Genomic DNA, 7754 nt, shown 5'->3' with positions numbered 1-7754 from the left:
TGGCTCAGGAACAAAAAAAGCTTCTAATGGTTATAGCATTTTAAAGGTTCTTGTAGGTGAAACTGAAGGGATTCCATATTATCAAACGGATGAAGTTGTTGTTTTAGAAACAAATATTGATGATATGGACCCGAGAGTTTATCCTTATGTAATGGATAAGCTATTTGAAGCCGGGGCAAAAGATGTTTGGTTTACTCAAGTGTTGATGAAAAAAGGCAGGCCGGGAATAGTTTTATCGGCTTTATGCCAAAAAAATAATGAAAAAGCATTGCTGGACATAATTTTTAAAGAAACAACGACGCTTGGTATCCGCCGTTTTGAAGTCCCCAGATATTTTCTAAAAAGGGAAGTCAAAGGGGATAAAAAAATAGCTTATTTTTCAAAGGGAAAATCGAAAATAAAGTCAGAATTTGAAATTGTAAAAAAGAAGGCGGTTAAATCCGGACAACCTCTTTCTGATATGCTTACCTGACCTTGACAATCGACGCTAAAAATAGTTAAATTTGTGTTCATTTTTTGATTTTTTTAGTGAGCTTAGAACATTTTCTTACTTTGCGGTTCGGCTATGCTCACCACATTGCCTAAGGCAATGGTGCGGTACCCAAGTGGCTAAGGGAGAGGTCTGCAAAACCTTTATTCGCCGGTTCAAATCCGGCCCGCACCTTTAAAGACGGTACATAGTAGTTAGTACTTGGTACTTGGAAAAGACAAAACAAATGACGGCACATAGTACTTAGTCCTTGGTACTTGGGAAAGGAAAACAAAAAGTCGCTCATAGTACTTAGTACATAGCAAATAGTGAAAAACATGGATAAGATAAAGAGTTTTAAAGAACTTAGGATTTGGCAAAGGGGAATAGAGCTAGTTAAAGATATTTACCTTTTAACTGAGAAATTTCCCAAAGAAGAATTATATGGAATTACTTCACAGATGAGACGTGCATCCATTTCTATACCTTCTAATATCGCAGAAGGATTTAAGAGAAACCATAATAAAGAATTTGTTCAGTTTTTGCACTTAGCAATGGGATCCGCTGCTGAATTGGAAACTCAATTAATCATAGCAAAAGAAATTGGTTTTATTAACAGCGAAAAACTTATTTTAGTTTCAAACAAGCTTGATTCTTTGTCCAAAATGACAACGTCTTTGCTTAATAAAATGAGTTGTTAGTTTTTTACTAAGTACCAAGTACTATGTACTCTGTACTGTCGTTAACGCCCGGTTAGCCCAGTTGGTTAGAGCGCTTCCTTGACATGGAAGAGGTCACAGGTTCGAGTCCTGTATCGGGCAGTTTTCTGTAAAATTCAAAGTTAAAAATTCAAAATTCAAAATTAGAGGGAAATATGACCGAAAAAAAATACGATTTAGACCAAGGTCGCCATAGGGCCTTCTATTGAAGACGGTTTTTACTATGATTTTGACCGTCTTACGCATTTCGTGCCTGAAGACCTCATAAAAATTGAAGAAAAAATGAAAGAAATAATTAAATCAAATTATGCATTTGAAAAGTCTGAAAAAGAGAAAAAAGATGCATTGAAATATTTTAAAGATAAAGGGGAAAAATATAAGGTAGAAATAATAGTAGAAATTCCTGAAAACAAAGTGACATTTTATCAAACCGGAAATTTTGTGGATCTTTGCCGAGGGCCGCATATACCTTCTACGGGCGAGGTAAAATATTTCAAACTTCTTTCTCTTGCAGGTGCCTATTGGCGGGGGGACGAAAAACGCGAACAGCTTCAGAGAATTTATGGAACCGCTTTCTTTACGAAAGACGAATTGCATAAATATCTTGAACGACTGGAAGAGGCAAAGAAGCGCGATCACCGAAAACTGGGAAAAGAGCTTGATCTCTACTCGGTTAATGAAGACGTCGGGTCCGGCCTTGTCTTATGGCACCCGAAGGGTGCCCGGGTGCGTCTTGAGATAGAAGATTTTTGGCGAAAACAGCATCTTGAGCACGGTTACGAAATTGTCTATACTCCGCACATTGGTCGGAGCGTTCTTTGGGAAACTAGCGGGCATCTGGATTTTTACAAAGAATACGTGTATTCTCCGATTAAGGTTGACAATCAGGATTTCTATGTTAAGCCTATGAACTGCCCGTTTCACATAAAGATGTATCAGAACAGTTTGTATTCCTATCGCGACTTGCCGGTCAGGTGGGCCGAACTGGGAACCGTTTATCGCTACGAAAAAAGCGGTGTGCTTCACGGCCTACTGAGAGTCAGGGGATTTACACAGGACGATGCCCATATCGTCTGCAGTCCCGAACAGGTCTCGGACGAAGTACGGCAGGTGATACGTTTCTGTATCGCGATGCTGAACGCTTTCGGTTTCAAAGACTTTTCTCTGTATCTTGCGAATAAGCCCAAGGCGGGTTCCGTCGGCTCCGATGAAAACTGGAGCAAGGCAACAAAAGCTCTTGAACAGGCAGTTGAAGCGGAAGGACTTAAATTCACGGTTGATGAAGGCGGAGGGGCATTTTACGGTCCTAAAATAGATATTAGGATCAAAGATGCTCTTAATCGTGAATGGCAGTGCTCGACAATTCAGTTTGATTTTAATCTTCCCGAGCGCTTTGACATGACGTACATAGATCAGTCGGGCAATAAGGCGCGGCCTTACATGATACACCGTGCTCTGATGGGATCGCTGGAGAGGTTCTTTGGGGTGCTTTTAGAGCATTATGCCGGCGCGTTTCCGGTCTGGCTGGCAGCGACTCAAGCGGTCGTGATGAACATTACGGACAGCCAGCTTGACTACGCGAAATCAGTTGTCAACAAGATGAAGGCAGCGGGTATCCGCGTGCGCCTCGATGGCCGAAACGAAAAAATCGGTCTCAAAATCCGGGAAGCGAGCCTGGAAAAAGTGCCGTACATTCTGGTGGTGGGAGATAAAGAAAAAGAGATTCAGTCGGTTGCTGTGCGGGCTCGTGGAAACAAGGATCTTGGCGTTCAAAAAGTTGATGATTTCATAAAACAAATTCAAAGAGAAGCTCAGCATCCAAAGCTTGACTTTGTTTGACAAAAACATCTATATTTTATAAACTGTTTCATGAAATTAAGAAAGAAGCCGTCCCGGCTCACCTGTACCATAGATTGGGAACAGGTATTAAAAATTATATGAAATATTACAGAGGTATTTCTATATAAAGTTTTTGATGGGATGGCAATAATCTGCCATCCTTTTTTATTAACAGGCCCTTAACGGGCCAAAAGGAGGACTACCGTAGAAAAAAGATTACGAATTAATCAGTACATAAGGGTACCGCAGGTAAGACTTATAGATGAGGACGGTTCACAGATAGGGCTTAAAACTATCGCTGAAGCTCTTGCTTTAGCAAGAGAAAAAGGCAAAGATCTTGTTGAGATTGCGCCTCAGGCAACTCCGCCTGTTTGCAAGATAGTTGAATTCACGAAATTTAAGTATGAAGAAGAAAAAAGGGAAAAAAGTGCCAGAAAAAAACAGAAAGTAGTTCATCTGAAAGAAGTAAGAGTTTCACCCAGGATTGGAGAACATGACCTTAAGATAAAAATTAAGCATGCAAGGGAGTTCCTTCAAAATTCAGACAAAGTCCAATTTACCGTAATGTTCAGGGGAAGGGAGTCCAGCCATAAAGAATTGGGTATTGCTCTGGCAGATAGAATTAAATTGGATTTGACTGATTTGGCCGATATAGAACGAAACTCATCGATGTTAGGCAATCGTCTTATTTTCGTGTTAACTCCCAAGAAATAATAAAAGCAGTGGTAAGTGTTAAGGGGTAAGAAGTAAGTTTAAAGATTTTTCAAAGCTTAATCCTTATCACTTACTACCACTTATCACTTTTTTGAAAAGGGGAAATTAAAATGCCAAAAATGAAAACGCACAGCGGTGCAAAAAAAAGATTTAAAGTAACAAAAAGCGGTAAAGTAAAACACAAAAAAGCCGGTTTAAGGCATCTTTTAACGGGGATGTCCGCAAACAGGGGCCGCAGGCTAAAAAAAATGGATGTATTGGATTCTGGGGAGGTTAAGGTTATTAAAAAATATCTTCCGTACGCTTTTTAAAGGTTAAAAAATATTTTAAAGGGAGTTTTTTATGAGAGTAAAAAATGTTGTTTACACAAGACAAAGAAAAAAGAAAATTTTTAGAAGAGCAAAAGGTTATTATTCCAACAAACGAAATAGATGGAGAATGACTATACAGCAGTATGAAAAGTCTATGCGGCATGCATATAGAGACCGCAAGGACAGAAAAGGAGTGTTTAGAAGCATTTGGATTACGAGGTTAAACGCTGCGGCAAGGCAGGAAGGACTTTCATACAGCCGTTTTATCGCCGGCTTGAAAAAAGCAAATATAATTATTGACAGAAAAATGCTTGCAGATTTAGCAGTTAGCGAAAATGATTCGTTTAAACAATTGACGGAAATAGCAAAAAGCAGTCTTGCAAGCTAGTTTATTTTCTGATTACAGAAATAAATATCTCTAAGAAAATATTTGTGAAAAGTTTTACAGGTATTTCAAATGAATGATTTAGAAACAATTTCAAAAGAACTTAAATATAAAATAGTTTCTGCTGATTCAATAGAAAAGCTGGAAGAACTTAAAATACAAGCGCTTGGCAGAAAGGGAATTATCACGGAAATTTTAAGAAGCTTATCTAACCTTCCTCTCGAAGAAAGAAAGACCACCGGTGAAAAAGCAAATACGCTTAAAAAAGAAATTGAAACAATCTTAGATTCTAAAATAAAAGAATTAAGAACAAAACTGTTGGCGAAATCAATTGCTTCCGAAAAAGTAGATATCTCTCCAGCTCTTGCTTTTCCGTTTGACATTTCTCATAAACATCCTTTAAAACAAACGCTTGATGAAATAATTAAAATATTTAAATCTCTTGGATTTTCTATCGCTGAAGGGCCTGAAATAGAAACTGATTGGTATAATTTTGAAGCATTAAATATTCCGAAGGATCATCCGTCGAGGGATGCACAAGATACTTTTTATCTGGAAGATATGAATAAGCTGCTAAGAACTCATACTTCTCCGGTGCAAATCCGCGTAATGGAAAAACAAAAACCTCCTGTAAAGGTTATTGTGCCGGGAAGAGTATTTAGAAATGAAGCGACGGATGCATCCCACTCGGCTACGTTTCACCAGATAGAAGGCCTTTATGTAGATAAAAAGGTTACATTTGCCGATTTAAAAGGGACATTAGTCCTGTTTGTTCACAAATTGTTAGGACCGGATGTGGCTGTGCGGTTCATACCCTCATATTTTCAGTTCACGGAGCCTTCTGCGCAAGTGGATATTCAGTGTATTATCTGCAAGGGCAAAGGATGCAGGGTATGTAAACACACAGGATGGCTTGAGATGCTCGGCTGCGGAATGGTGCATCCGAATGTTTTTAAATCTGTCAATTATGAAACGGGAAAATATACAGGGTATGCTTTCGGTATTGGGCTTGAAAGATTTGTAATGCTTCTATACGGAATAGACGACATGCGGCTTTTGTACGAAAATAATCTGAGATTTTTGAGGCAATTTTGAAACAGCAGGGATAAGTGGTAAGCGGTAAGTTATAAGTCAAAGACAAAAACATAAAATCCTTAAAACTTAATCCTTATCCCTTACCCCTTATCCCTTACCCCTTATCACTTAAGATAAAAATATGCTAATTTCTTTTAACTGGTTAAGCGAATTTATTGAACTTGATGAAAGCCCTAAGGAAATAGCGGCGATCCTTACATTTCTGGGGCTTGAAACAAAGGTTCTTGAGAAATCGCTGTTTGATTCACCGAAAATAATAACCGCAAAGGTTCTTAATGTCCAGAAGCATCCCAATGCGGACAAACTTTCCGTATGCCAAGTTACAGATGGGTTAAAAGATTATTCAATTGTCTGCGGAGCTCCGAATGTCGCAAATAACCAGATTGTAGCCCTTGCTCTGGAAGGAGCGGTTCTTCCGGGCGGGCTTGAAATAAAAAAGGTGGTTTTGCGTGGAATACCTTCGGAAGGAATGATATGTTCGGAAAAAGAACTGGGATTAGCGAAGTCCTCAAGCGGCATAATGGTCCTTGCTCAAGATACTCCTTTAGGAAAGCCTTTAAAGGATATTTTTAGAAGCAAAGACGCAATGCTTGAAATTGAAATAAATTCAAACAGGCCTGACTGTCTGAGCCACTGGGGAGTAGCAAGAGAACTTTCGGCAAAACTAAATAAAAAAATAAGATTCCCGCAAATCGTCAAGAAGGCTATAAAAGATAAAGTCAAAATTTCCGTTGAGGATTATGATCTTTGTCCAAGATATATTGGCTGTAAAATTTCGGGAGTTGAAGTAAAATCCTCACCTAAATGGCTTGCAGAAAAATTGGAAAAGTGCGGTCTTCGGCCGATCAATAATATTGTGGATATAACTAACTATGTTTTGCTCGAGCTTGGGCATCCGCTTCACGCTTTTGATTATGATCTGCTTTCGGGCAACGAGCTGATCGTTAGAAAAGCGAGGAAGGATGAAAAAATACTTGCTCTTGACGGGAAACAATATAAGCTGAGCAATTCAATGCTTGTCATCGCCGACAATAAAAATCCTCAGGCAATAGCCGGCGTGATGGGAGGAGAGGATTCGGGAGTTACTGAGAAAACCAAGACAATTATTCTTGAAAGTGCCGTATTTTTTCCTTCAAGCATAAGGCGGACTTCAAAAAACCTTAATCTTTCTACGGATTCTTCTTACAGATTTGAAAGAGGCACAGGATGGACAGTTGCAGAGATAGCTTCCTGGCGAGCCATAGATCTGATACTTCAGATTGCAGGCGGAAGAATTGACGGAAGAATTGACATAAAAGAAAAGGAATTGAAGCCTGTCATTATTAAATTGCTTCATAGCAGAGTTGAAGATACCCTTTGTTACAAAATAAACGAAAAAGAAATTAAAAAAATATTTGCGAATATGGGTATGAAGGTTTTAAAAAACAGCAATAAGACCTATACAGTTGAAATACCTTCATGGCGGCTTGATTTAAATCAGGACGTAGATCTTATAGAAGAGATTGCCCGTGTAAAAGGATACGAGCATATTCCCACAAATATTATCCCTCTTATGCCGGACGTTTCGGCAGAAAAAGACAGGAAATCAAAAGAAGAAGATATTAGCAATAAACTATTCGGGCTGGGTTTTTCTGAAGCATTAAATTATAGTTTTTGCGAGCAGAAGGAGCTTTCTAGATTCGGACTAATATCATTATACCGGATTGCAAATCCGTTATCTAAAGAAAATGAGGTATTAAGGCCCAGTTTACTGCCGTTGCTTTGGAGAAACCTTATACTAAATATTAACCAAGGATTCGACCGGATAAAATTATTTGAAACCGGAACGGTATTTAAAGAAAACGGCGAGAGAAAATCACTCGGAATAATATTATGCGGAAAACTTCTGCCGGAATGGCGGAGTTCTGAAACCGGTAAGAAAGAGCAGGAGTACAATTTTTACCATATTTCGGGAATAATAAGAAATATTCTTAGCGGTTTTAGTTTGGATCTGAAGTTTGCCGTAAACAATAATATTTCGTCTTATTTTCATCCCGGAAAATGTGCGAAAATATATGCAAATAACGAAGTTATCGGTGAATTCGGAATAATAAAACCTGAGATTCAAGGTGATTTGGAGTCCGAAACATGTTATGCTGAAATAGATTTGACTTCCCTGGATAAGATTGTTAAATGGAAAAAGCTTTATTATAAGCCGATAATTAAACATCCGGCAGTTAAAA

7 protein-coding genes, 2 tRNA genes and 1 pseudogene are annotated in these 7754 nt (G+C 38.6%); all 10 read left to right on the top strand.

From position 1 onward, the window contains the following. Positions 1 to 472 (top strand): DUF111 family protein (locus tag NT145_07565; protein ID MCX5782536.1); only part of this gene is annotated, 472 nt, incomplete at its 5' end. A 119-nt stretch (positions 473 to 591) separates the two neighbouring features. Continuing rightward, positions 592 to 664 (top strand) — tRNA-Cys (locus tag NT145_07560). Positions 665 to 807: 143 nt separating this feature from the next. After that, positions 808 to 1170, top strand: a complete 363-nt coding sequence (locus NT145_07555) for a four helix bundle protein (GenBank protein MCX5782535.1) — start codon at positions 808 to 810, stop codon at positions 1168 to 1170. Between the two features lie 46 nt (positions 1171 to 1216). Then, positions 1217 to 1290, top strand: a tRNA-Val gene (locus tag NT145_07550). A gap of 90 nt (positions 1291 to 1380) precedes the next feature. After that, the gene (gene thrS, locus NT145_07545) at positions 1381 to 3027 is read left to right on the top strand and encodes a threonine--tRNA ligase (GenBank protein ID MCX5782534.1); all 1647 of its coding nucleotides are present in this window, start codon (positions 1381 to 1383) and stop codon (positions 3025 to 3027) included. Between the two features lie 219 nt (positions 3028 to 3246). Next, positions 3247 to 3741, top strand: a pseudogene (infC, locus tag NT145_07540) (translation initiation factor IF-3). 110 nt (positions 3742 to 3851) lie between these two features. Beyond that, on the top strand, positions 3852 to 4052 hold the full coding sequence (gene rpmI / locus NT145_07535; GenBank protein MCX5782533.1) for a 50S ribosomal protein L35: 201 nt from the start codon (positions 3852 to 3854) through the stop codon (positions 4050 to 4052). Positions 4053 to 4083: 31 nt separating this feature from the next. After that, a complete protein-coding gene (gene rplT / locus NT145_07530; protein ID MCX5782532.1) occupies positions 4084 to 4440 on the top strand; it encodes a 50S ribosomal protein L20 in 357 nt (118 codons plus the stop codon). A gap of 69 nt (positions 4441 to 4509) precedes the next feature. Further along, on the top strand, positions 4510 to 5532 hold the full coding sequence (gene pheS / locus NT145_07525) for a phenylalanine--tRNA ligase subunit alpha (protein ID MCX5782531.1): 1023 nt from the start codon (positions 4510 to 4512) through the stop codon (positions 5530 to 5532). Between the two features lie 121 nt (positions 5533 to 5653). Next, on the top strand, positions 5654 to 7754 hold a 2101-nt coding region (gene pheT / locus NT145_07520; GenBank protein MCX5782530.1), incomplete at its 3' end, for a phenylalanine--tRNA ligase subunit beta.

The sequence above is a fragment of the Elusimicrobiota bacterium genome (assembly GCA_026388075.1).
Lineage (GTDB): Bacteria > Elusimicrobiota > Endomicrobiia > Endomicrobiales > JAPLKN01 > JAPLKN01.
This window is presented reverse-complemented; position numbering and strand designations above follow the sequence as displayed.

Coding starts and splice junctions, on each gene's coding strand:
- rplT (MCX5782532.1), top strand. CDS start 4,084: ATGAGAGTAAAAAATGTTGTTTACACAAGACAAAGAAAAAAGAAAATT.
- pheS (MCX5782531.1), top strand. CDS start 4,510: ATGAATGATTTAGAAACAATTTCAAAAGAACTTAAATATAAAATAGTT.
- rpmI (MCX5782533.1), top strand. CDS start 3,852: ATGCCAAAAATGAAAACGCACAGCGGTGCAAAAAAAAGATTTAAAGTA.
- NT145_07555 (MCX5782535.1), top strand. CDS start 808: ATGGATAAGATAAAGAGTTTTAAAGAACTTAGGATTTGGCAAAGGGGA.